Source organism: Beijerinckia indica subsp. indica ATCC 9039 (genome assembly GCF_000019845.1).
In the GTDB taxonomy this organism is placed as follows: Bacteria; Pseudomonadota; Alphaproteobacteria; order Rhizobiales; family Beijerinckiaceae; genus Beijerinckia; species Beijerinckia indica.
The window spans coordinates 79,157-100,600 of sequence record NC_010580.1 but is presented as its reverse complement, the minus strand read 5'-3'; the positions used below and the strand labels follow the sequence as shown (position 1 = coordinate 100,600).

Annotated in this window: 23 protein-coding genes; 12 read left to right on the top strand and 11 right to left on the bottom strand. The window is 56.7% G+C overall.

Annotated elements, in window-relative coordinates; genetic code table 11:
* Nucleotides 1–80: 80 nt before the first annotated feature.
* From BIND_RS19220 to BIND_RS19210, 3 genes are all read right to left on the bottom strand, one after another.
* On the bottom strand, nucleotides 81–911 hold the full coding sequence (locus BIND_RS19220; protein ID WP_012382946.1) for a hypothetical protein: 831 nt from the start codon (nucleotides 909–911) through the stop codon (nucleotides 81–83).
* Between the two features lie 113 nt (nucleotides 912–1,024).
* Nucleotides 1,025–1,690: an SMC-Scp complex subunit ScpB gene (gene scpB, locus BIND_RS19215; RefSeq protein ID WP_012382945.1), complete on the bottom strand. Its 666-nt coding sequence runs from the start codon at nucleotides 1,688–1,690 to the stop codon at nucleotides 1,025–1,027.
* Between the two features lie 2 nt (nucleotides 1,691–1,692).
* Nucleotides 1,693–2,490: a DUF1403 family protein gene (locus BIND_RS19210; protein WP_244396053.1), complete on the bottom strand. Its 798-nt coding sequence runs from the start codon at nucleotides 2,488–2,490 to the stop codon at nucleotides 1,693–1,695.
* A gap of 659 nt (nucleotides 2,491–3,149) precedes the next feature.
* Between BIND_RS19210 and BIND_RS20980 the strand changes: the two genes are divergently transcribed.
* Nucleotides 3,150–3,907, top strand: a protein-coding gene (locus BIND_RS20980; RefSeq protein ID WP_085938766.1) for an IS5 family transposase whose coding sequence is annotated in 2 segments (ribosomal slippage) — nucleotides 3,150–3,483 and nucleotides 3,483–3,907 — 759 coding nt in all. Because the reading frame shifts where the segments join, the coding sequence is not laid out codon by codon here.
* Between the two features lie 881 nt (nucleotides 3,908–4,788).
* Here BIND_RS20980 and BIND_RS21525 read toward each other — a convergent pair.
* Nucleotides 4,789–4,989, bottom strand: a complete 201-nt coding sequence (locus BIND_RS21525; RefSeq protein ID WP_148210830.1) for a hypothetical protein — start codon at nucleotides 4,987–4,989, stop codon at nucleotides 4,789–4,791.
* A gap of 96 nt (nucleotides 4,990–5,085) precedes the next feature.
* Between BIND_RS21525 and BIND_RS19190 the strand changes: the two genes are divergently transcribed.
* Complete coding sequence (locus tag BIND_RS19190; RefSeq protein WP_012382943.1) at nucleotides 5,086–5,826, top strand: DUF4410 domain-containing protein; 741 nt, start codon at nucleotides 5,086–5,088, stop codon at nucleotides 5,824–5,826.
* A gap of 813 nt (nucleotides 5,827–6,639) precedes the next feature.
* Here the strand turns inward: BIND_RS19190 and BIND_RS19185 are convergent.
* The 3 genes from BIND_RS19185 to BIND_RS19175 all read right to left on the bottom strand — a co-directional run bounded on the left by BIND_RS19185 (nucleotide 6,640) and on the right by BIND_RS19175 (nucleotide 9,412).
* Complete coding sequence (locus BIND_RS19185; RefSeq protein ID WP_012382942.1) at nucleotides 6,640–6,864, bottom strand: hypothetical protein; 225 nt, start codon at nucleotides 6,862–6,864, stop codon at nucleotides 6,640–6,642.
* A 458-nt stretch (nucleotides 6,865–7,322) separates the two neighbouring features.
* Entirely contained in the window at nucleotides 7,323–8,708 is a 1,386-nt protein-coding gene (locus tag BIND_RS19180; protein WP_012382941.1) for a sensor histidine kinase, read from the bottom strand.
* The gene (locus tag BIND_RS19175) at nucleotides 8,696–9,412 is read right to left on the bottom strand and encodes a response regulator (RefSeq protein ID WP_012382940.1); all 717 of its coding nucleotides are present in this window, start codon (nucleotides 9,410–9,412) and stop codon (nucleotides 8,696–8,698) included. Before BIND_RS19175 ends, BIND_RS19180 begins: the two co-directional genes overlap by 13 nt.
* 268 nt (nucleotides 9,413–9,680) lie before the next feature.
* Here BIND_RS19175 and BIND_RS19170 point away from each other — a divergent pair, with 268 nt between their 5' ends.
* From BIND_RS19170 to BIND_RS19160, 3 genes are all read left to right on the top strand, one after another.
* Nucleotides 9,681–10,523, top strand: coding sequence for a sterol desaturase family protein (locus tag BIND_RS19170; protein ID WP_425277061.1), 843 nt, complete (start codon nucleotides 9,681–9,683; stop codon nucleotides 10,521–10,523).
* A 5-nt stretch (nucleotides 10,524–10,528) separates the two neighbouring features.
* Entirely contained in the window at nucleotides 10,529–10,798 is a 270-nt protein-coding gene (locus BIND_RS22405; protein WP_012382938.1) for a cysteine rich repeat-containing protein, read from the top strand.
* A gap of 267 nt (nucleotides 10,799–11,065) precedes the next feature.
* Entirely contained in the window at nucleotides 11,066–11,761 is a 696-nt protein-coding gene (locus tag BIND_RS19160; RefSeq protein ID WP_012382937.1) for a DUF4410 domain-containing protein, read from the top strand.
* 445 nt (nucleotides 11,762–12,206) lie between these two features.
* On the opposite strand, the gene BIND_RS19155 is transcribed toward BIND_RS19160, so the two are convergent.
* The gene (locus tag BIND_RS19155; RefSeq protein WP_012382936.1) at nucleotides 12,207–13,280 is read right to left on the bottom strand and encodes an RHE_PE00001 family protein; all 1,074 of its coding nucleotides are present in this window, start codon (nucleotides 13,278–13,280) and stop codon (nucleotides 12,207–12,209) included.
* A complete protein-coding gene (locus BIND_RS19150) occupies nucleotides 13,277–13,585 on the bottom strand; it encodes a hypothetical protein (protein ID WP_012382935.1) in 309 nt (102 codons plus the stop codon). Before BIND_RS19150 ends, BIND_RS19155 begins: the two co-directional genes overlap by 4 nt.
* A 297-nt stretch (nucleotides 13,586–13,882) precedes the next feature.
* Here BIND_RS19150 and BIND_RS19145 point away from each other — a divergent pair, with 297 nt between their 5' ends.
* Genes BIND_RS19145 through BIND_RS19135 form a run of 3 tightly spaced genes read left to right on the top strand, consistent with a single transcriptional unit; the run spans nucleotide 13,883 to nucleotide 15,710 of the window.
* Nucleotides 13,883–14,125, top strand: coding sequence for a type II toxin-antitoxin system Phd/YefM family antitoxin (locus BIND_RS19145; RefSeq protein WP_012382934.1), 243 nt, complete (start codon nucleotides 13,883–13,885; stop codon nucleotides 14,123–14,125).
* On the top strand, nucleotides 14,125–14,541 hold the full coding sequence (locus tag BIND_RS19140; protein ID WP_012382933.1) for a type II toxin-antitoxin system VapC family toxin: 417 nt from the start codon (nucleotides 14,125–14,127) through the stop codon (nucleotides 14,539–14,541). The genes BIND_RS19145 and BIND_RS19140 overlap by 1 nt, the downstream gene beginning before the upstream one ends.
* On the top strand, nucleotides 14,538–15,710 hold the full coding sequence (locus tag BIND_RS19135) for a tyrosine-type recombinase/integrase (RefSeq protein WP_012382932.1): 1,173 nt from the start codon (nucleotides 14,538–14,540) through the stop codon (nucleotides 15,708–15,710). Before BIND_RS19140 ends, BIND_RS19135 begins: the two co-directional genes overlap by 4 nt.
* Nucleotides 15,711–15,808: 98 nt before the next feature.
* On the opposite strand, the gene BIND_RS19130 is transcribed toward BIND_RS19135, so the two are convergent.
* On the bottom strand, nucleotides 15,809–16,477 hold the full coding sequence (locus BIND_RS19130; protein ID WP_012382931.1) for an SLOG domain-containing protein: 669 nt from the start codon (nucleotides 16,475–16,477) through the stop codon (nucleotides 15,809–15,811).
* A complete protein-coding gene (locus tag BIND_RS19125; protein ID WP_158304410.1) occupies nucleotides 16,465–17,550 on the bottom strand; it encodes a toll/interleukin-1 receptor domain-containing protein in 1,086 nt (361 codons plus the stop codon). The genes BIND_RS19130 and BIND_RS19125 overlap by 13 nt, the downstream gene beginning before the upstream one ends.
* A 380-nt stretch (nucleotides 17,551–17,930) precedes the next feature.
* On the opposite strand from BIND_RS19125, the gene BIND_RS19120 reads away from it, so the two are divergent.
* The 4 genes from BIND_RS19120 to BIND_RS19105 are packed head-to-tail and all read left to right on the top strand — an operon-like array spanning nucleotide 17,931 to nucleotide 20,824.
* On the top strand, nucleotides 17,931–18,398 hold the full coding sequence (locus BIND_RS19120) for a TIR domain-containing protein (protein ID WP_012382929.1): 468 nt from the start codon (nucleotides 17,931–17,933) through the stop codon (nucleotides 18,396–18,398).
* Nucleotides 18,398–19,036, top strand: a complete 639-nt coding sequence (locus BIND_RS19115) for an Nmad2 family putative nucleotide modification protein (RefSeq protein ID WP_012382928.1) — start codon at nucleotides 18,398–18,400, stop codon at nucleotides 19,034–19,036. The genes BIND_RS19120 and BIND_RS19115 overlap by 1 nt, the downstream gene beginning before the upstream one ends.
* Before the next feature lie 19 nt (nucleotides 19,037–19,055).
* Nucleotides 19,056–20,162: a nucleoside triphosphate pyrophosphohydrolase family protein gene (locus tag BIND_RS19110; protein ID WP_012382927.1), complete on the top strand. Its 1,107-nt coding sequence runs from the start codon at nucleotides 19,056–19,058 to the stop codon at nucleotides 20,160–20,162.
* Nucleotides 20,159–20,824 (top strand): uracil-DNA glycosylase, encoded by a 666-nt coding sequence (locus BIND_RS19105; RefSeq protein ID WP_012382926.1) that lies wholly within the window; start codon nucleotides 20,159–20,161, stop codon nucleotides 20,822–20,824. Before BIND_RS19110 ends, BIND_RS19105 begins: the two co-directional genes overlap by 4 nt.
* The last annotated feature ends 620 nt before the right edge of the window (nucleotides 20,825–21,444 follow it).

The following is a 21,444-nucleotide window of genomic DNA, read 5'->3' as shown; positions in this document are numbered from 1 at the left end:
TAGCGTCGCTGGATCGATGCCGACCATGCGAGCCGTGGGCTGTTGCAAAGGTTGAAAACGTCTCAATTGAAATGACAGCACTAAGGAAGATGTATCCCTAAATAGCTGATTAGGGGCTTCAAGACGGAATAGGCTGGGGCTAGTGAACCAACAAATTTCGTGGTCTCTGCGATTGTACGCAAACTGGATCCGAGCTTTAAGGTATTACATTCCGGTTTTTCCACTTCAGCTTTTGCCTCCGCAATCAGCTCGCGTAGTTCCGTTCGGTTACCAATGGAGTTGCTATCCGGCATATCCAATTGATCCAAAAAGAGCTGCAATGCAGTAGTAATCTGATTTTTCACGTCAGTGTTGATATGCTGGCGAACTGTAGCTTGACTGCCGTCTCCAGTTTGAACGAGTCCGATAGGGCCATGAAACGTAAAACTAGGTGCGCCTTGTGGGCGCGAATTCTGTGAAGCTGCAGCAGCAAGTTTCAGTTCGGCACTAAGCCGATCAATCAATCTCGGTCCTTCTTGGGCATATTGTGCCTGCAGCTGATGCTTTGCTTGTTCTAAGCCACGGATTGAAAAAACTGGATATTGGTAAACTCGTCTCCCTATGTCGTCCGCTTGCATTTCTATCGTATCCCGTAAGAGTGATAATGCTTCTGTAATTGTCTCTTTATCTAGTGGAACATGGAAAGAAGCCAAACAACGTAGCAATTGACCAAGAATAAATTGTGCCCGCGTTTTGAGGGAATTCGTAGCATTTTGGATTACGAGCTGCATTGCTGGGCCAGATTGCGTTAATCCCCGTGAAGCTAAATTTGATAATGTTACTTGTTGAACTTCCTCGAGTATCCGATTCATCTCAAACATTTCGTGTGTAATAATATCGTGAAATAGGTTCATTGCCTCGGGAGTGACCATGCTTGTAGCCTTTTCAAACGATCAAGGTTTGTAGCTTTTCTACGAAATAACCAGTGATATAATCCTAATATCTCAAATTACCCCGTATGCTCACAAAATCTCTATGCTCTACTCTACTGCGGATAAAGTTTTTCTTCATTTTGATTATTGTCATCCGGCTGTGGTAATAAAGGCCCGAATGCTTCTTCTCCGTCCGTCCAGGCGCCAGCAAACAGCCCCTGCCCCGGCAGATCGGCGAGGCTGGCGAAGCCGAACTGCTCCAAGAATTCCCGTGTCGTGACATAGGTGATCGGCGCCCCCGGCTCGGGGCTGCGCGGGCCGGATCCGGTCCATTTTTGGGCGCACAGCCAGGCGAGCGTATCGCGGCTGATCTCGCGGCCAAAGAATTCCCCCAGACGCGCGGGGGTGATCGGCTGGAAATGACCGATGGCGAGCAACAGGAGCGCCTCCTTCGGACTGAAGTCCCCCTCCCCCTTCTTGAGGAACCCTGCCGCGCGCAGCACGGGGGCGAGCGCGGGCCGGGTGCGCAACTGCCAGCCGCCATTGACCGCGACGACGTCATAGGGGCGGCCGCGCAGATCCGCGCGCAAATCGCCGATCAGGGCTTCGATCGCGCAGGATACGCCGACGACCCGCGCGAGCACCTCGCGCGAGACTGGCTCGCTGGCGGCAAACAACAGGGCTTCGACGCGCCGCATCCATTCCCGCCAGCGCAAAGGCGGTGGCAGGTCCTCGAGCTCGCGATCGAGGGCGGTATCGGAGCGGGACCGTTTCGCCATGGCTACAACCCATAGAGCCGGAAGGCCGCGCGGCCGGTGAGCTCGCGCACGGTGCCGAGGGCGACCAGCCGATCGAACAGACGGCGGGCACTACGATCGCTGCCTTGCGGTCCGGCCGCGGCCGCCAGTGCATCCTCGCTGAGGAGAAGCCGGACCAAATGCGCGGCATCCTTGCCGCGCAGCCGCGGCGCCACGGCGAGCAGGCGATGGGCGCGCGGGAGGAGGTCCGCATAAAGATCCACGGCCGCTGCCGCCGCACGCGCATAAGCCTGGCTGCAGACAAGCAACCAGCCGTCCCCGCTCTTGCCGGAGCGCGCGATGGCGTGCAGCTCGGCTGGCCGGATCGGAGCGGCGAGCAGGGGCATGGGCGCGGGCCAGTGCAGGCGATGCGCGAGCATGGCATCGGCCAGCCACAACGCCAGGAGGATGGCGTCCGGCATGAGGCGCAGGCTGGCCGTGGCGATGGCGGCGGCGTCCGTCACGGCACTCCCTTCCCCTGCCCTCTGTTTCAGGACCAGGGCAAGGATCGCCTCGAGCCGCTCGTCGCCCCCGAGGTCGAATAGCCTCGCCACCCTCTCCGTCCATCCTGTGTCCGGCAAGGCGGACGGCTCGCCGAGCGCGCGCCAAAGGCCGAGGACCCGCCCGGCCGGACCGGGATCATCGCCGGCGCGGCGCAGCACCCAGGCATCGCGCAAGGCGGGTTCCTCTTCCGCCCGCCCCACCAGGCGCAGCAGCCGCGCCGCCTGGGCGAGGGTCAGACGGCGCAGGAGCTGGCCGAGCGGATGCGTGGTGCGGGCGATCGGATCGAGCGCGGCGAGCGCCGCTCCGGCGGCAAACCCCAGCCGCTAAAGGGGTTTCCGGCACATCGGCCCTGCGTGCCCAGGCGGGAACAACGGGGCAGGCGGGCGGCGGAGGCGGAAAATCGTCGGACAAAGCCATGCGCGAAGCCTAGACCAAGACGGCGGTTTATCATCAAAAAGGCGGCTTAATCGCCGCGCTTGTTGGATGATAAAACATCCGATAATGTTCAATTTATCTATAATAAGTGGTATTCATAAGTAACTTACATATTAAGTGAGTTATATTAGTTTGAATGCTACTTCAGAAAAGTTGATATTAGTTGTATCATCTCTGGTCGCTGCACCTTCTAATGATTAGATAACACCATCCTCATCTATAAAAGTACAAACAACATCGGGTCTAGAAAGCCTTCTATTTCCGCATCTAAACCGGGTTCCGTAGAATATATTTGCCTTGTTTTGATGCGTTGCGAAGTCTCTGCTGTTGCGAGATCCGTAAAAAACCCGTGGCCAGTGTTTCTTCGGTTCTTAGCCATTGCCCTACTTATTTGGCTTCGAAGGGCGGAAGAGTTCTCTGGATTGACGTCACACATCGCAATTAGGGTTAAGACCCGATTAACCCTATTTTGATTCAATGGCTTGGTCTAGGGTGGAGGCCAATGGATACGAATTTATTCTGGTTCAGAGACGAACAATGGGCGAAGATCGTCCCGCATTTGCCGACGAACCAGCCGGGGCCTCAGCGCGGGGATGATCGGCGTATCTTGAGCGGGATCATGCATGTGTTGACAGCGGGCTGCCGCTGGAAAGATTGCCCGAAAGAGTATGGCCCCTTCAAGACGGTTTACAATCGCTTTGTCCGCTGGAGCGAACGCGGCATCTGGCAAAAGATTTTCGAGCATGCGGCCGCTCCCGAGGAAGCCCCAGAACAGGCCGCGTTGGACAGCACGCATGTGAAAGTCCACCGCTGTGCGGCCGGCGGACAAGGGGGGCTGAAGCGCAGGCGATCGGCCTCACGAAAGGCGGCCGCAACAGCAAAATCCACGCGATCGTCGACCCGTTCTGCCGTCCCTGGGCGTTCATCCTCACGCCAGGTAATACCGCCGACTGTGTAATGGCCGAGGCCTGCGTCAGCCTCGTTCCGGGTATCAAAGAACTTTTGGCTGATAAAGGTTACGATACAGATGCCATACGAACCTTTCTCAAAGAGCACGGCATCAAGGCCACAATCCCCAGCAAGTCAAACCGCAAGAAGAAAATTCGCCACGACAAACAGGCTTACAAAGGACGCAATGTCGTTGAGCGCTGTTTCTGCCGTCTGAAGGACTTCAGGCGGATTGCCACACGGTATGACAAACTCGCACAAAATTTCTTGTCCGCACTCTGCCTCGTCGCCACCGTAGCCTTCTGGATCTGATTTATTTGAGTCCTGACCCTAGGACGGTGCGCTCTAGATCATTCAGTGGCATCATGCCTATGTCATGTTTCTTGATCGAGCTTAATTTGGAATAAAAGCTGTACCAATTCGTGGAACACCATCCACGATTTTCCCACCGACGCTGATATTAAAATTTCCTACTTGTACTGTGATAAGTCTAAAGACTTGGCTTTCTTGGTTCCCGAATACTTCTACTACCGCATACAAAGTATGCGACACACCCGCGATCGCAGCTATCAGGGTTTATTCGAGCTACCATTTTATTTTCAACGCGATGCCAGATGACAGGGTTTTGTCTCCTCAGATTTGTGCTTTTTACAATCTGTTACAAGCCACAGACAAAATGCCATAAAATGATGCGCCAAGATCAAACTGTGCTGACAAGGTTTAACTATATTCTTTGCAATAGCCAAAGTCCACGAGGCTATAGTGATAATAAATGATCGGAATGGATCGCGATAGTGGTTGCGCCGCAGGTGCTAATTCAACCGCATAACAATCTCGTAGGATGTTGACACTATCGATTGCTGAGGAGTTTAGTCAATGGTTCGTAAACTTATCCTGGCATCTTTGCTGGCTACCGGCGCGGCCTGCCTTATCGACTCTCCGGCTAAGGCCGGGGGATGGGCTGCCTGGGGACACGGTGGCGCCGTATGGGGCCATCCTGGCGTATATCAGGGGTATCATGGCTGCTGTTATGGAGGAGGAGCCGTTGCCGCCGGAGCTATCACAGGGCTAGCGGCAGGAGCAGCCATCGGTGCAGCCGCATCTAAGCCTGCTTATCCTCCGCCGGTTGTTTATGCGCCTCCGCGAGTTGTCTATGTTACGCCTCCGGTCGTTTATACGACTCCACGCGTTATCTATGTGCGTTGATACAGATGCTTTTCTGTATCGCTGACAGTTCCACCCATACCTCGAAAAAGCGGTGCTTTTATAAAATTAATAGCATTAAAGCCAGTAGAAGCAGCTCGTTTTGGGTTAGGCGATAAAGCCATTACTGAAGCTGAAGCATCGCTCAAATAAGTACGCACCGGCTGTTCTAAAAAGCGATGCGTTTTCAAAATATGGAGTATCGCAGCAAGCCAATTTGAATATCCGATACTCTAGCATCTTCTTAGGCCGTTCAGGCCCTGCCTCCGACCGAGCAGTGAGATCATATGCAAAAGGTGATGGATAGACACTCAGACATTGCCAACAGCTTTGGCATGCCGGGCGCAGACTGGTGGAATCCTAGGCGTCTTTGCTTATTGCCGCAGGTTACCGCAATAAGCTTGATTATGACACTACTTGGCGGGTGTGCTGGTGCACAGATCACCAATATTGCCTCAACAAAAGTTACAGGTCCACAGCCGGCGCAGATTCTAGTCGATGTGGATGTCGTCCCGGTCCCAAATACCTCCGAGATGAAACTTGCCGAGGAGGTTGCCACCAAACTCAAGGCAGATCTTATCAAAAGGCTACAGGAGGCAAAACTTACGACTGAACCCTTTGTGCCGGGAATACGGCATCCCGGCGCCGCCATCCTCCATGTCGCGATTATGAAAGCCGATAAAGGCAATCCTGTTACGCGGCTGGTCATTGGTTTTGGTGTTGGTCGAGCCGAATTACAGGCGAAAGCTGACTTTGTGAATGACGATTCAGCTCCGGTTCATTCGATGACTGCGTTCAAGACGTCGAGCGATAGTGGATTCATGCCAGGCCTCATCGTGCCAGGCGGAGCCGCTCTTGCCACGGCGCATGTTGTTACTCTGGCTGTAGGCGGTGGTATCCGTGTCGTGACCGGCTTACGAGACGGGCTCAACAAGCCGATCCGCGGAACCTCGATCGCTATCGTCGAGCAGCTCAAGAAATATTATGCGTCCGTTGGCTGGCGATGGCCGGCTGGCGATATCGTTTAGCCTTTTGAAACTCTCGGTTTCGTGCTTCGACGCATAAGCGATAGTTTTGAGCCTTAGGTTTGCATTCATTTGAACATTCGATGCTTTCATATCGTGAGGCATTTGAACTCCTCTCGGTCTTATTCTCGAATTTATGTATGTGCAACGTCATGGCCCAAAATTCGAGAACATCCGTCAGAAAGCACCCAATTCTGAAATAGCTTCTGTGCCAAAGGGAGATAAAAGCATCTCAGAGCGTGATGTCGTCCTTCAAGGGTAGCCGCTCCGCAAAGCGGTTACCCTTGAATCAGGAAATTAGCGCCAGTGAACCCCAACAGCAAAGCAAATTCAAAATTTTGCCAAAGTAGTGATAGACGAGCAAACCGAAAAGTGGTTACCCACTTTTCGGATCAATCCGACCCTAGCGTGGATAAACCGACCGCCTAATCACAACAGTGCGGGGAACCGCGATTGGGTGGTGGACGACAACTGTACGTCGCACACCGACGGAGCCATGCGGCCCTATGCATCCTGCTCTGTAGACACCCCGCGCACAGACAACAGCATTGGCTTGGTTAGGGGCAAAAGCAATGCTGCACATCAATATGCTTATCGCATAAAAGACATGTTTCATTTCGTAAATTCCGATTCCATATTGTCATTGTGACTGCTAGACGACCATTCTCCAGGTGTTCCTGTTAATGGTCTGCGAATTTGGATTCTTTGGAACTTTGGACTTAAAGTTAAGCACCGGCTTTGAGACTGATCTGATTTTCTGGGAATGCGTGAAGGAATTCACTCCAAAACCCGCCTGTTTCCAGGAATAGATGGGAGTCACACGTTCTGATCTTGTATCTTCTGCTGGCGTTCCTGCCTGTGCGTCGAAGCTTCTATGTTTGAGAACCAGGGAAAGAGCTCGAAATTATCGGAAAACTGCATACTTAGGCAATCGTGGACCTGTTTGCCAAGGTCTTCAAGGGCATCAACGACGATAGCACCATCTGGACCGAGAGCCTCGGCAAGGTTTTCGATGTCGAGGTAAGCATAGATTTCAGGCATACAAATGCCTCGAACCCTATCAGTCGTATCGAATGTGGCTACTGGTTCAGGCATTGTGCGAAATTGAATGGCTGCGTCCCCGTGAGCTGACAGTCCCCAGCTTAAGACGCATATGAAGCTGCTAGCAACGAGAGTAAAAATATATTGGCAGCACTGTGGCTCTGGTTTCATGGATCCCATCTGATATTAATCTCCACATTGCATTGATAGGCATACTCATCCTGATTCAAGGTTTCCCCCATCTTCAGGTTTTCTCACCTCATGGAGAGCTCCTTTATGAATACATGCCACACCGCTTAAATTGGAAGCCGTGCTAAGGAGAATGCCATTGCAATGTCATTGCCGTTTGATCTGGGCATATGTGTTTTTGGTGTCTTGTCAATACCATGTAACAATTTGTATCAACGGCGGTCTGTTCCCAAACAGTCAACGGCTGATTTTGTCCATCCGGCCTATCATCAATACTTTGATTTTATTGAGGATACGGTGAATATCGGCAGCCGTACGATGAATCGAGCACCTCCCGTTGGAGCCGCACCAATAGAGATCGTTCCGCTATGGGCCTCAATAAGTGTTCGAACAATGGCAAGTCCGAGGCCTGCGCCACCTGTGCGCCGATTGCGTGAAGTCTCCAGTCTCACGAAGGGTTCAAGAAGGATCTCGGATAGTTCAGATGGAATGCCAGCTCCTTCGTCGTCTACGCTCAGGACAAGTGTTTGCGCCTCGATCTCGACAGTGAGATACGCGCTATGACCATATTGCAAGGCATTATCGGCAAGGTTCGAAACAATACGCCGAAGTGCCAGGCGGTCGCCCAGAACGGGAATGCCAACCGCGCCCCTGCTGATAGAAAGGTCAATTGAGGCGCCCGCCGCTTTCCTGTCCTCAACTTCGGAACGCACGATTTGGTCCAATTCGACAAGCTCTTCTGAGAATTCGCCGGCTCCGGCGCGGCTTGCGAGAAGCGCATCATCCAGAAGACGGATCATATCTGCAATATCCCCGATTGCCCGATCCCGTTCCGTGCCCTCCGGGATCTGTTCGACCCGCAGGCGCAGTCGTGTCGCGAAGGTGCGAACGTCGTGCGAAATGCCTCCGAGCATCGCCATACGGGCGCGCAGGAGTTGCGCCAGACGGTTCTGCAGTCGGTTGAAAGCCGCAATAAGCGCCTGGACTTCCAATGCCGAGGTGCGTGCCTTGGGTAGGACCACAGGTGTGTCGATCAGATCCATACGGTCCACGGCGGCAGCAAGACGTGACAGAGGCCGTGTTTCCCGATACATGAGGATGAGTGCGACAAGAGCAACTAAGGTTCCAAGCAAGCCGGCGCCAAAACCGACCGGCCAGCCAAGCCGGGTCATGGCTAGAGGGCTTTGTGCATCGATTATCAAGAGATCGCCTGTTTTCAAGGTGATCCGAAATTCCAGCGCATTCGGAATCATCCAGGAAAAGCGCAGCAAGCGCCATTTCTCTGTGGTCTTGCGTACCGAGGTGATCGTGAAAGGGTGCTCACCCAACGCATCTATGTAATTCTGTAACAGAGCATTATCGAAAAGCTGCTGGTTAGGCAAACTGGCTGGCTTTTGTCGCATTTGCGTTTGCCCAGTTTCCAGCTTGATCTCTAGAATACTCGATGTGACAGCATCAAGGATCAAAGGCCTTTGTTCAGGGTGCACGCCTTCGACGAGATTTACTATGGCCGCAATTTGCTGCGCTTTGGGTTGCGTATATTGATCGCTCGACAAGCGTGATCGATAGAAACTGGCCAATGCCGCAAGCCAGACGGCCATCAGGACAATGATGACAATCATCGAGAGGCGAGCAGCAAGGCTCAGCCGGAGCATTGCGGTGCCGGTTTGACAGGAGCTGTGAAAAGATAGCCTCCGTTGCGTATCGTGCTGATCAAATTGGAGCCAGGGCATGCCGCATCGAGCTTCCGCCGAATGCGTGAGATCAGCATGTCGACTGTGCGATCGAATGGATCCGTGATGCGCCCACGTATCTGGTTGAGAATCTGATCACGTGTGAGTACCCGGCGGGGTCTTTGCACAAAGCAGGCGAGAAGATCGAATTCTGCGCTGGTGAATGTAAGTGCCAAGCCTTTGTCGTCGGTTACCTGCCGTGCGTCCAGGTCAATAATGAATCGGTCGAAGGCGAAACGCCGCGATGACATGACAGGTGACAGGGCTGCCGCTCGTCGAAGCAGGGCACGAACACGGGCAAGGAGTTCACGTGGCCCAAAAGGTTTTACCAGATAATCGTCGGCACCCATTTCGAGCCCAACGACCCGGTCGATCTCGTCGCTTTTGGCCGTCAGCATCAGGATCGGCATTATGCTATGGGTCCGGATGCGACGGCATATTGACAAGCCGTCTTCACCGGGAAGCATCAGATCGAGGATCAAGAGATCGGGCCGTATGCGGGTCATGGTCGCGTCCATGGCGGCAGCATTCTCTGCTTCCTCGATATGGAAGCCTTCATTGCGCATCAATTCGCCGATCAGCTGACGAATATCCGGATCGTCTTCGACAATCAGAAGTGTGGTCATGTTCGTTTCCATCTCCGTTTTGTCAAGTATTCGGCGCGAAGAATCAAGGGCCTGGATGGAATTTTACAAACCGTTACATTGCATCGACAAAATGCCACAAAAGGATGCGCCCGATTCAAACGGGGCTGACAGAGCATGACTATTCTTTGCAGCATAGTGGCCGAAGAAGAGCACTGCCATGCTAACTTACCTGACCTTGACAAATTATCCGGCCATGCGCCTGTTAGTCCCCGTGACCGCTTTGAGCTTTATGGTTTTGGAATATTTGGTGAGTCGCCTCGCACATCGTGAAAAGGCGACCCATGACCTTGCCGAAAGCGCTTCGTCATTGTGCATAGCGGTTGGCAACAACCTGATCCGCCCGCTCGAAGCGGGCCTCATCAGCATGCCTTTCATTTTTGTCTATGATCATCGGCTCATCGATTTCGCATCAACGACTTCGATCAGCATCGGCATTCTCTTCCTTGCAACTGAATTCCAATATTATTGGCAGCATCGCTGCGCGCATCGCATCCGCTGGATGTGGGCGACACATGCCGTGCATCACTCACCGACCAAAATCAATCTGACGGCCGCTATCCGGCTTGGGTGGACGAGCAACCTATCCGGCAATTTCCTGTTCTTCCTCCCTCTCGCCTGGATCGGCTTCCATCCCGTTGCTATTGCCGCAATGCTCGGCAGCAATCTTCTCTATCAGTTCTTCATTCATACAGAGCTTGCGCCGCGGCTCGGACCGCTCGAATGGGTGCTGAATACACCGGCGCATCATCGCGTGCACCATGCCTCAAACTCCTCCTGCCTCGATAAAAATTATGGAGGCGTCCTGATCCTTTTTGACCGCTTATTCGGCACCTTTGCCGAGGCGCCAACGGACGAAGCCCTGCGCTATGGCCTCCATGGCAGCGCGCGGACCCTCAATCCCTTTCACACCGCCTTTGATGAATGGGTGACACTCGCTCACGACCTGAAGCACGCTCCCTCATTCATAGCCAAGCTCCGTGTGCTTTTCTCGCCACCCGGATCAGCTCCCTCTTGGCGCTCCTCAACCCACGACAGGGGAGCAGAAGTCACAACCAGCCCCACATCCAGTTGCATTATTGCAGGAGAATAAACGTCATGATCACACTCAACCATCGGCCCTTTATCACCGCGGCAGCTCTGTTGGCCGTTTTTGCGGCAAGACCAAATGCAGCTCTGGCACAGATGCCGGCCCAAGCACAGGCTTTACAACAAATCTGCCGCGGAGATTACACGCGGCTTTGTTCCGGAGTGCAGCCTGGCGGCGGGAGGATCCTGACTTGTCTGCAGAGCCACTTGGGAGAACTGACATCAGCCTGCCAGAAGGCTTTGACAAAGGCCCCTGGCGCAAATGCTTTGCCAAAGTAAATGATCGCAAAGGCGTCTACTTTATCGGTTGTCAATAAAGCGATCAGCTTATCGTCGGTCTTAAACTTCCGAAAGCTAACAAAATCTGAAAACTGGAAGAGTTAGCACGCGGCCCTAAAAAGCGGCCCGTGCATTTTGCTACCTATATGGGAAAGCCGAGGGCTACGCTTGTCCGCGTATATCTGGCTCGGAGTAATCTTCTGAGTATTTTTAATCAAAATACCTCTGTAACTTATCACCTTTATAAACAAACACACGGAGTTCAAGATGACCACAAAAACATTTGCGAGATCAATCTATCACGGAACGAGATACAGCGTGTTAATATTGGCTGGTTTTGGCGCGGCGTGTTTGGGGGCGGAAAATGTCCGAGCTTATAGTCTCCCGACAAAAGTCAAATTTCAGCACCAAGTCATTTACGTTATCGATTTTGAACTACAGCCAAACAGTATTAAATCAGAAAGTCTTTTCTCTAATTTGCAGGTACATACTTTCATGGAGCAAGCAAAAGCCAAGTCTTTACCCAGTCTGATGAGCAATGCAATCGTCAACGATCTTACCAATAAAGGAATGGAAGCTTATCGGTTGCCCGCTGGGACGCCTTTGCCTAAGAATGGCCTGCTGGTTAGCGGTACTTTTTTACAGATCAATGAAGGCAATAGGCTACAGCGGGCGATCATCGGTTTCGGTGCGGGTCATACGCATTTGCAGGTAGAAATCAACCTCTCAGACCTTTCAAGGAATAAAGTGTCTACGGAAGTGTATAAAATGCAAATCGACGCTTCTAGCGGAAAGTTACCTGGCGCGATCATTACGCCTCATCCCTATGCTGCCGCAGCGAAGTATTTTTTTGCAGGACACGATCTAGATCGTAATATTATGCATGGTGCGTCCAAAATCGCTGAAGATATACTTGCTCATATGGATGTTAAGCTAGCTAATCGCAAGGCAGAGATACAATGAGACTTTGCAGCGTAAGGTTTTGGGGTGTGCCGCAAGTTTTGTGTCGGGTTGCTGACAACCGTAAGAATTAGCCCCTGTTACTTGAGTGAAACAGAAATGTTTTGTTGATTTACCGTGCAATCGCCCCGCGATGCTGGATGATTACCTGTTTAAAGCGGAAAGCAACCAAAAATTTTCATGTTAACACATCAAATCAAGTTAACGCATCAGCTACGCAGCCAATCTGGTTGGAATGATTTGGTTGTGTAGGTGTCCATCCAGCATAGCAGAGCGGACCATGGCGACGGGCGCCAGCGTATACGCTGGCATGCTGCCATCGGGCATTGATGATGTCCTCCACACGGTCTTCTTCAAGAACGAGAGGATCAGTTCCTTCCGCTCTAAACGGGCTCATGTAAATGGCGTGCCATGCCGCCCAGATCTATCTTCAAATCGACACCCTCCCCTACACGATCCCCCAGGCGCGATACCGCCCCCGCCCCGTTAGTTCACGCAATCCGAGTGTCGCCACGAGGGTCTGGGCGGCACGCGGCGTGATCTTCAATTCTTTCGCGATGAGATCGCTCGACACCACGGGCCGGCGGAGAACGAGATCAACGAGGGCGGCGAGATGCGAGGTCGAGCGGCGCCCCTCGGTCTTGCGCAGGAAAAGCTCCCGGGCGGTGAGCCAGCGGTCGTGATCGACCAGGCCCTTGCGGGCGGCAGCAGTGAAGGCGTCGAGCGTACGGGCGAGCCGATCCGCCGTAATTTTTGGCCGGATCAGGAGCGGCGGCAAGGCCCGCAAGCCGACATTGAAACAGACGAGATGGGTTTCCGTCTTGCCCCGGCACCGCAGCGAGGATGCGGCCAGCAGGCGGCCGAGCCAGTCCTGTTGCGGCAAGGGGCGCAGGTCCACCCAGGCTTCATAGGCGATCGCCGCGGCGAGCGTCGGCGGACACGCCTCCGTGGTTTTTTGGACCGCAAGCCAGGGTGCCAGCACCCTGTCGGCCGCCGTCGCTGATAAAACCGGCTTGAGGCCGGCCTCCACTTGGGCCAGGCGCTGGGTGACCCGGGCCATCGCCGCATCGAGCGCGGCGAACGGACTGGCCCAGACCTCCTCCGTCTCGTCCCCCTGCCCTGCTTCCCTATCGCCTTCCCCGTCCCGGCTCTCCGTCTGCGAGACCCGCTCTGGATCCCCTGACCGCCCCGTCAGGCTGGCCAGCCCCTCGGGGCTCAAAGCCCAGCGCGGCCGGGCTTTGGCGATGCGGCGGCGCGCGGCAAGAACCTGTTCCGCCCGGGTCAAAACCTCGCTCGAAGGCGCGCTGTCCATGTTCGCGTCGCGCAGGACGAGATCGGCGAGGTCGACGAGGCCGCCATCGAGACTGATACTGGCGCAAGCCTCCAGGACATCCATGCGGGCGATCCAGCCGTCGCGGATCGGGCTAGCGGCGAGGCGACTGTCGAGGCGCGCCAAAGCATCTTCAGCCGCGATGAGCGGGCCGATGAGCTGCGGCCAGGGCAAGGTCTGCCAATCCATCATGTGTCCTTCCTTCGATGCGGCAATCGATTAAGGGATTCAATCGCGGGCAACGGGCTCGGCGAAGGGTCTTCACCGCGGCCAAAGGCCGGCGAAGACCTCCTCAGCCGGAACAGTGCGGCCGTCTCGGCCAGTCGCCACGCCTGCCTGGAGGCCGCGCTTGGCCAGGTATTGGCGTTGGAAGAAAATTCGATCGCCTGATTGAGGGGGAACGCGTGACGTCGACCCAGGGCGCCGGCCGAGGCTTCGCGCTTCATCGTCTTGTCGGCCCGGAGAACAAACGGATGGGTAGCACGCGGATTGGCCATGGAGGGGTGCTCCGTATGCGCTGAAAGCAGGAAGCGGAAGGGCAAAACTGCGATCTTTTTCGGGAAAGAATTGAAGCGCACCTTTTAATTAATAACTAAACCATTGATAAATTATCATATAGTTTTATAAATGGAAGTGATATTAAGCTTAACTTCCATCACTTGCGGCTTTTCTAGCGCGCACATCAAACATGTGATAAGGTCCCCTTATCGTTAATCATTTGGTCAAGCCTTGACTAAATAGCGGTTGTCCTCGTAAATCCGGACCATCGAACGTCTCTCCGGAGAGGATTTTTCATGACCATCACCGTCAAGATCGGGGAAGCCAAGACCCATCTGTCCGACCTCCTCGCCAAAGTCGAGGCCGGTGAGGAGGTGATCATCGCCCGCGGCCCCGAGCCGATTGCCCGGCTGACGCGCTTTCGGCCGGAAAAAAGCGTCGAGACGGTGATCGCCGAAATCAAGGCCGCCCGCGCGCATCGGGCGAAAACCACCCCCGAGGAAATCCACGCCTGGCGCGACGAAGGCCGGCGTTTCTGATGGTCTTCGTCGTCGATGCCTCGATCGCCGCCGCCTGGTTCCTGCCGGATGAACAGTCGGAGGCCTCCGATCAAGTGATGGCCGCTCTCGGCAAAGAGGCTGGCTGCGTTCCCGGCCTGTTCTGGTTCGAGACGCGCAATCTGTTCCTGACGGCGGAACGGCGTGGGCGTCTGCGGGCGGGCGAAGCGCTCCTCTCCATGCAACAGCTGCGCGCCCTGCCGCTGCGGGAGGAACCTGTCGATCAGGATGCCTTTGTCCTCTCCCTGGCGCAGCGCCGTAGTCTGTCCGGCTATGATGCCAGCTATCTCGCGCTGGCGCTGGCGCAGACCCTTCCCCTGGCAACCACCGATCAGAAGCTCGCCGCGGCCGCGAGAGCCGAGGAGGTGCCGGTGCTCGGGCCTTTGGCGTCCTCATGAGAAAATCCGCCCTGCCCTTGCCGGAAAAACCTCTCGAGGCCGGGACAGTTCCGCGGCTCGATGCTCTGGCGTCGATCCTGCCCGGCGAGCGGCGGGAGGGCCTGGCCACCCAGCTGACCGACGAGGATGTCGCGACCCTCAAGCATCTCGTCGAGATCGGGATGGGCGCCAACACCCTGCGGGCGCTCGCCTCCGATTGTGCCTATCTCGAAGCCTGGGCGCAGGCGGCGACGGGCTCTCCCCTGCCGTGGCCGGTCCCCGAAGCCCTGGTCCTGAAATTCCTGGCGCATCATCTGTGGGATCCGATCCGGCGCGAGATCGATCCCGAGCACGGCATGCCGGAGGGAGTGTCTGCAGCCTTGCGCGCTTCTGGACAGCTGCGGGTCGAAGGGCCGCATGCGCCCGCGACGGTCGAGCGGCGGCTCGCCAGCTGGCGCACTCTGCACCGCTGGCGCGGTCTCGAGGGACCGTTTACCTCCCCCACCCTGCGCTCGGCCTGGCGGCTCGCCGTGCGGGCTAATCCGCGGCCGCGCCAGCGCAAGAGCGCCAAGGCGGTCACCAAGGATGTGCTCACCGAACTGTTGAAGACCTGCCATGGCGGGAGGCTGGTCGATCTCCGCGATCGGGCTTTGCTTCTTGTAGCCTTCGCCTCGGGCGGGCGGCGGCGCAGCGAAGTGGCGGGTCTGCGCGTCGAGCAGCTGCACGAGGAAGCGCCCGTGCCGGCGGATCCCCTGGACCCCATGTCTCCCCGCCTGCCCTGCCTGTCGATTCAACTCGGTCGCACAAAGACCAGCGATGCCGATGAGGATGCCCGCGTCCTGCTGGTCGGCTCTCCGGTCGAGGCCTTGCGCGCCTGGATGAAAGTAGCTGCCATCACCAAAGGCGCCCTGTTCCGGCCGATCGACTGCTGGGACAATGTCGCCCCTTGTGCCCTGACCCCGCAGGCGGTCAACCAGATCCTCAAGCAGCGCTGCGCCAAGGCCGGGCTCGACCCCAGACTGTTCTCCGCGCATGGGCTGCGCTCCGGCTATCTCACCGAGGCGGGCAGGGCCGGGGTCTCCCTGCCCGAAGCCATGCAGCAGTCACAGCATCGCTCGATCCAGCAGGCCGCCCGCTATTATAACGATGCCGAACGCCGGTTGGGGAAAGCGGCGAGGATCCTGGAGTGATATTTACGTGCGAAAAATTCCGTTTCGTGAGCTGGCCCTTTGCTGGGACATGTTCGGCGTGTGTCGGATGCCACCATTCGGGCGGTCTATCCTCTAGCTCAGCGTCGGGATCGGCCCGGGATCTCGATCCGCGCGGCGACCTCGGCGGGCTGGTCCGCGGGCTTGGCGTATCGCTGCTCGTTCGGGTCGATACCGAGCCTTTCATACAGCAGTTGCACGTAATCGAGATTTCCTGCCAGTGCGGGATCGCCGCCAAGCATCTCGTTCAGCACGCGTGCGGCGCCGCCGGTCGAGGCCACCGGCAGGATAATCGCGTTCGGTGCCCGAACCGAGAAGAGGCGGTACTCGTCGACGATTCCCTGCATGCCGCCGATGAACACTGCGGCCTCGAATTGGTTTTCCTCGATCATTAGGCTGCGCATGAAGGCGAGGTTCGCGCTAATGTCGGTGCCGACCCGCTCGGTGAACACAACATTGCTGAAGAGGGCCGTCTCCTCAGGAAACTCGTCCTCGAACCTGCGGCTTTGGTAGAGCAGCACCCATTCGCCGTAGTCCACGCCCATCGACTCCGCGAAGGCCCACACCATCGGAGTGATTGCGGGATGGCCTCCCCAGACCAGCTTTCGCCGCCCGAGCGTCACCTCGAGGAGCGCGGCGACGGCTGCCGAGATCGCCACCGAGTCGCCTTCGCCGAGGAAGTGGGGGGCTGCTGGATCGGGAACTCCGGCGGATAGGAAGACCGCCGCCTTTGCTTTCAGCTGTCCCATTCGGCGAGCTCCCATGCTGCATCGAACACCCTGAGGGCGCGCACCTCCTTGACCTGCTTATCGAGCCATTCGAGGTGCGATCGCCACGCCGGTCTGATGCCGTGGTGGTCATACGCGAGGCAGGGGAACCGGCCGTGCTTGGCTGCGAGTGCTTTATCGTGAACGTCGTTCAGGAGCTCGGCCGTCGGCACACCGACCACCGGGTAGGCCTGGATCGCAAGTCCGTTCGGCAGCGTGAGTGCCATGGCGCGGTGGGCGCCTATGCCCTCGAATTTACCGCCGATCCGCTCGACTTGGACACGCAGCGAGCCAGCGATCTCACGGTGGCGCGACGCCACGCTGCGGCTGCGTAGGCTCTCCGTACGCCGCACGACCTCGTCTATCCGGCGCGCGACGAGCTGACCCCCTGGGTCGAAGTCCGCATCGGTCAGTTGCATGGCGTCGCTGAGGCTAAGATGGCGCGTTGGCGTGTGACCCGGCCAGATGACCCTCAGGATCTGGATGCCTTGGGCCAAACTTCGCCCGAGTTCCTGCTTGGTCCACTTGCTGCCGAAGTAGTCCTTGGTGTCGAGCATGATAACGACGTCGCAGTCGGCCAGCCGATGCCACAGCAGTTCCTGGAAGACGTCACCGGGTAGGATGTCGTGCGTGTCGAGGAAGACGTCGAAGCCGCGTCCGCTGAGTTCGTCGTGCAATTGCACCGCCAATGTCCGGGAGTCGTCACGCCGGTAGCTGACGAATACGCGCCGCTGCCGACGGAGTAGCCCGAGGCACTCGAGCGCCAGCGCGGCGAGCGCGTACAGACCGGCATCCGAGGGGGCGATAAAGAAGGCGTTGATAGCTTGGAGTTCGGCCGGGATCGTCGTCGACACTTTCCCGCCCTCGGGGACGACAGGCACGATCGGGACGCAGGCGGCCTCAAGCTCGTCGACGAGACCTGCGTCCACTGCAGGGTCACCTCCGAAGTAGAGTGCTGCGATCGATGCCGTGGCGTTCCGGTTTCCCGCGTCTGCGGCCGAGCGCACGGCGAGATCGTCTGGAATCGTCATGCCGAACTGGTCGGCGACTTCCATGAGTCGCGTAGTGAGGATGTCGCCGGTTCCCGGCGGTGGTGATCCGAGTACGAGTAGTTCGTAGTTAGCCATGGTGCATCATAGTACACCACGGGGAGCCTTCGATAGTAGGGCTGACGGCTGCCGCCGCTAGGAATTTGCAGGAAGCGCCCCCGATCTTCATCAATTCCTGGAAGCGGCATGAGAGCTCGGTGCCTTCAAGAGGTTTGACAAATGCAGATCGGCACAGACAAGTTGTGCTCATTTAACCCGCAGACTGCAATGCGGCGCCCGATTGCTCCGCCCAAAGAGGATCAATTTGTAGTTTCGATTCCGCGAGCGAGATCTTCCTCTGACCTATTTCTTGTTCTAAATAGTGATGGACTCTCAAGGGGTATAATATGCCAGAGACGAAAAACGTCTTCATTAGTCACGTGCACAAAGATGATGCGGGGCTGAAGAAATTGAAAGATCTCTTGGAGCCAAAAGGGATGGGAATACGGGACTCGTCCATTCACACGGGCAAATTCAACAATGCGTCCGACGAGAATTACATCAAGACTCAGATACTAGCTCCCGCCATCAATTGGGCGGGCGTATTCATCTGTTATGTGTCACCAGAGACAAAAGACAGCGACTGGGTCAATTGGGAAATCGAATATGCCGCCAAGCAGGGCAAGCGTATCGTCGGCGTCTGGGAGCATGGCCAGAAGGAATGCGAATTGCCGTCGGCGCTCGAGGAATATGCTGACGCCGTCGTAGGCTGGAACGGCGATGCGATCATCGATGCGATCAACGGCAAGGATGGTTGGGAAAAACCCGACGGTGGTCCCTGCGACACGGTTCCGCTCAAGAAGCATCCCTGCTGATGCCGCGCCTTTATTCGTACGTGGTCCGCTACGACAGTGGTTTCGCGCCCAATCCCTTCTACGGTCATTGCAGCTTGGCGACGTGCAAGCCTGATATCCGTAAGGCGGCTCAGATCGGTGACTGGGTTGTCGGAAGCGGCAGCAACGAGCGCCGCATCAAGCGCGGCGGATATCTTGTCTACGCGTTGCGCGTCACCGGAGCGCTGAGCTTCCAAGACTATGATGCCGATCCACGCTTCGCGAAGAAGAAGCCTTACCGGCACGGAAGTCGCAAACAGAGCTGTGGCGACAACATCTATTTTCGCAATGACGCCGACGATGAGTGGCTACAGAGGGATTCATTCCACACGACCGATGCGGGCGAGCGTCATCCACGGCACGTGGCGCGTGACACTAGCGTTAACCGCGTTTTGGTGAGCGACCATTTCGTCTATTTCGGCGGCTATGGGCCGCCCATTCCCAAAAAGTTGGTCGATGCGACCGGGCGTCCCCTGTGTAAGGAGGGCATCGGCCGCAATGTCTTTGATGACCCCGGGTTGATTGCCGCGTTCGAGGGCTGGTTCGATGCCCTCGGCGCGACAGGCTACCAGGACGCACCCTATGAATGGAGGCAGCTTCGTGGCGGCGGTAACTACTGACGGCGAGGGCGGTTCTGTTATGCTTCGCGACTATGTCGCCGCAATCGACGGCACCGACGTCCTCGGGAGCAACGATCTCGAACCTGTCCTTCTCGGACTTTATGGCGAGGTCGGCGGTATTATGTCCGCCGCCAAGAAACATGTTCGCGAGGGCGCGGCCTTTCCCGGCTTCCGGAAGGCCGCCGAAGAGGAGTTCGGCGATACCCTTTGGTATTTCGCTGCGCTTTGCCAGCGGCTCGGTTTCTCGCTCGAGGATATCTTCACCGAAGCGAGCCGGGCGAGCGCCTACAAACATGTCGCCGCTGCGAGCGATTACAGCCATGGCGCCATGGCCCAGATCATTCTCCCCAAGGAATCGGTGCAACTCGACTCGGCTCTGTTCGAGCTTGGGCGTGCCGCGACCGCGCTCCTTGGGGCCGCTCCCGCCAAGGAAGACCTTATTCGCTTTGTGGGCCATTACCTTGAGGCGCTGCACGGGGCGGAGCTGAATTTCTCGACGGTCGTGCGCGCGAATATTCGTAAGACCCGAGGTGCGTTTCTATTGCCCGAGCCTTCGAGCCTCCCCGATTTCGACAAGGATTTCGAAGCCGAGGAGCAGTTGCCGCGAAGGTTTCGGATCAAGGTCAGCCAGCGTGCGAGCGGTCGGACCTATCTGCAATGGAACGATGTCTTCATCGGCGATCCCCTCACCGACAATATTGCCGATCGCGATGGATACCGGTTTCACGACGTCTTTCATTTTGCCCATGCGGCGATCCTCCACTGGTCTCCGGTCATGCGGGCGCTGATCAAGCAGAAGCGCAAGAGCAAGAGGGATTATGACGAGGAGCAGGATAGCGGCCGTGCAATCGTCGTGGAGGAAGGGCTTACGGCCTGGATATTCTCTCGCGCGAAAGAACTGAATTTCTTTGAAAATCAGTCGCGCATCTCGTTCGGTGTTCTGAAGACGATTGGCGACTTCGTAGCAGGTTACGAAGTCGCGGAGTGCCCGCCCAAATTATGGGAACGCGCCATTCTAGACGGCTACGCCATTTTCAGGCAGATGCGCGATGCGCAAGGCGGCTGGATCGTGGGCGACCGGGAAGCACGTACTATCTCGTACGAGCCTCTTGAGGAACCGGTATGACCATGCACCCCTTCGTGCGCGCAGTCTGCGACTTGCAGTTCGAAAATGCCTTCAATCCCTATACCGACCGCTGCGTCGTGTACGACCGCGCCGATGCCGCCCAGGTACGCGCGGCCGCGCTCGAGGCCATGATCGAAAGCGCGTCGACGTCGCCGGTCGACGCTATCTGGGTTGGGCGCGATCTCGGCTACCGCGGTGGCAGGCGTACCGGGCTCGCCCTCACCGACGAGGTGCATGCCGGTGCGCATCTGAGCCGTTGGGGCTTGGAAGTCGAACGACCCACAGTCGGCGCGGTGGTCGCCGAGCGTACGGCCGCGATCATCTGGAAGATGCTCGCGCAGATCGACGCGCGCATCTTCCTCTGGAACGTCTTCCCCCTCCATCCTCATGAACCCGGCGAACCCTTCACCAATCGGACGCATAATTCGAAAGAGCGGCGCGCCGGTGAGGAAATTCTCGCGTTGCTGATCGAAGTGCTGCGTCCGCGACGGATTTTCGCGATCGGTAACGATGCCGCACAAGCGGTTGGCCGTATCGATGGCCGTCTCCCGGTCATTGCGGTCCGGCATCCAAGTTACGGCGGGCAGGCGCAGTTTTTGAAGCAGATCCGCGAAGCCTATATGCTCCAGGAGCGCGAGCCGAATATGCCCTTACTACTTTAGGTTCTGACGATCGTCAGGGGCGGTGTTGGGCCCAGGAGAGGGAACCAGGAGCGATGGGGGGATGCAGCGGATCTGCTGGCCTATGCGGATCGGGCATACGTGTAGGGCGATCTTCAAGTCTATTCGAAGCGCGTTTGGATGGTCCTTGATGAAGAGAGGAACTCAGCTACCGAGCCGAGTCGATAGCTACAGGGCCCTTGATCTATACCTCTCAGCACCGTCCGCTTTTTCCAGTTTGCCTCTAAATCCTGTCAGTCTGCTCTCGGCCAGCTTCTGTCATGAACGCACCGCGTGGGTAGCAGTCTGACTTTCGGCGATCAGGGTAGCAAGCGAGTCACCCAGAATCGGGCTACGGTGTAGAATCGGCGGTTCTCTATGCCGCTTGGTGTCATGCGGCAATCAGCGGGAATATCGGGCGACAGAGGGAAATCGGTGGGGTTGGCGGGCCGTGCCGGAACCAGATGAGAACTACGAGATCACCATAAGCCTTTGATGAATAGATAGACATTTCGATTCGTGCGGCAATCGACAAAGCTCGGCGGTGATTACGTAGCTAACGGCGGCCATATCGGACGTTCGGCGGTCGCATTTTCCGCTTTGCGCCCCATATTGGCCATTCG

Bases quoted from the DNA above. Each gene is read 5' to 3' on its own strand.
- BIND_RS19220 (WP_012382946.1), bottom strand. From the start codon at position 911: ATGGTCACTCCCGAGGCAATGAACCTATTTCACGATATTATTACACAC.
- scpB (WP_012382945.1), bottom strand. From the start codon at position 1,690: ATGGCGAAACGGTCCCGCTCCGATACCGCCCTCGATCGCGAGCTCGAG.
- BIND_RS19190 (WP_012382943.1), top strand. From the start codon at position 5,086: ATGCAAAAGGTGATGGATAGACACTCAGACATTGCCAACAGCTTTGGC.
- BIND_RS19185 (WP_012382942.1), bottom strand. From the start codon at position 6,864: ATGCCTGAAATCTATGCTTACCTCGACATCGAAAACCTTGCCGAGGCT.
- BIND_RS19180 (WP_012382941.1), bottom strand. From the start codon at position 8,708: ATGCTCCGGCTGAGCCTTGCTGCTCGCCTCTCGATGATTGTCATCATT.
- BIND_RS19175 (WP_012382940.1), bottom strand. From the start codon at position 9,412: ATGACCACACTTCTGATTGTCGAAGACGATCCGGATATTCGTCAGCTG.
- BIND_RS22405 (WP_012382938.1), top strand. From the start codon at position 10,529: ATGATCACACTCAACCATCGGCCCTTTATCACCGCGGCAGCTCTGTTG.
- BIND_RS19160 (WP_012382937.1), top strand. From the start codon at position 11,066: ATGACCACAAAAACATTTGCGAGATCAATCTATCACGGAACGAGATAC.
- BIND_RS19155 (WP_012382936.1), bottom strand. From the start codon at position 13,280: ATGATGGATTGGCAGACCTTGCCCTGGCCGCAGCTCATCGGCCCGCTC.
- BIND_RS19150 (WP_012382935.1), bottom strand. From the start codon at position 13,585: ATGGCCAATCCGCGTGCTACCCATCCGTTTGTTCTCCGGGCCGACAAG.
- BIND_RS19145 (WP_012382934.1), top strand. From the start codon at position 13,883: ATGACCATCACCGTCAAGATCGGGGAAGCCAAGACCCATCTGTCCGAC.
- BIND_RS19140 (WP_012382933.1), top strand. From the start codon at position 14,125: ATGGTCTTCGTCGTCGATGCCTCGATCGCCGCCGCCTGGTTCCTGCCG.
- BIND_RS19135 (WP_012382932.1), top strand. From the start codon at position 14,538: ATGAGAAAATCCGCCCTGCCCTTGCCGGAAAAACCTCTCGAGGCCGGG.
- BIND_RS19130 (WP_012382931.1), bottom strand. From the start codon at position 16,477: ATGGGACAGCTGAAAGCAAAGGCGGCGGTCTTCCTATCCGCCGGAGTT.
- BIND_RS19125 (WP_158304410.1), bottom strand. From the start codon at position 17,550: ATGGAAGTCGCCGACCAGTTCGGCATGACGATTCCAGACGATCTCGCC.
- BIND_RS19120 (WP_012382929.1), top strand. From the start codon at position 17,931: ATGCCAGAGACGAAAAACGTCTTCATTAGTCACGTGCACAAAGATGAT.
- BIND_RS19115 (WP_012382928.1), top strand. From the start codon at position 18,398: ATGCCGCGCCTTTATTCGTACGTGGTCCGCTACGACAGTGGTTTCGCG.
- BIND_RS19110 (WP_012382927.1), top strand. From the start codon at position 19,056: ATGCTTCGCGACTATGTCGCCGCAATCGACGGCACCGACGTCCTCGGG.
- BIND_RS19105 (WP_012382926.1), top strand. From the start codon at position 20,159: ATGACCATGCACCCCTTCGTGCGCGCAGTCTGCGACTTGCAGTTCGAA.